At 40.3% G+C, this 325-nt stretch carries 1 protein-coding gene; it reads left to right on the top strand.

Annotated features, from left to right (window positions below; translation table 11 throughout):
- Positions 1–144, top strand: a 144-nt coding sequence (locus KH400_RS23565; protein ID WP_217228762.1) for an HU family DNA-binding protein, incomplete at its 5' end; no start/stop codon positions are given.
- Positions 145–325: the final 181 nt, after the last annotated feature.

The following is a 325-nucleotide window of genomic DNA, read 5'->3' as shown; positions in this document are numbered from 1 at the left end:
CTCATTGGTTTTGGAAACTTTGAGGTTCGCGAAAGAGCGGCTAGGAAAGGACGTAACCCGCAAACAGGTGAGGAAATTGATATTGCCGCAACAAAAACACCAGCATTTAAAGCAGGAAAGCAATTAAAAGAATCAGTGAAATAAACATACGAGCGTAACTCAAAAGAAAAGGTCTGATCGTGCATACTGCAGATCAGACCTTTCTAGTCCATATTATTAAGATTCTTGATACGGATTTGCCTCAGCCGGTTTCTCATACGTAACATACGTTTTAGCTATCATATCGTGAATGCTTCTTTTGTCTTTCCGAGAGGCTACCATAAAC

This window comes from Desertibacillus haloalkaliphilus (assembly GCF_019039105.1).
GTDB classification, from domain to species: Bacteria; Bacillota; Bacilli; order Bacillales; family KJ1-10-99; genus Desertibacillus; species Desertibacillus haloalkaliphilus.
This window is presented reverse-complemented; position numbering and strand designations above follow the sequence as displayed.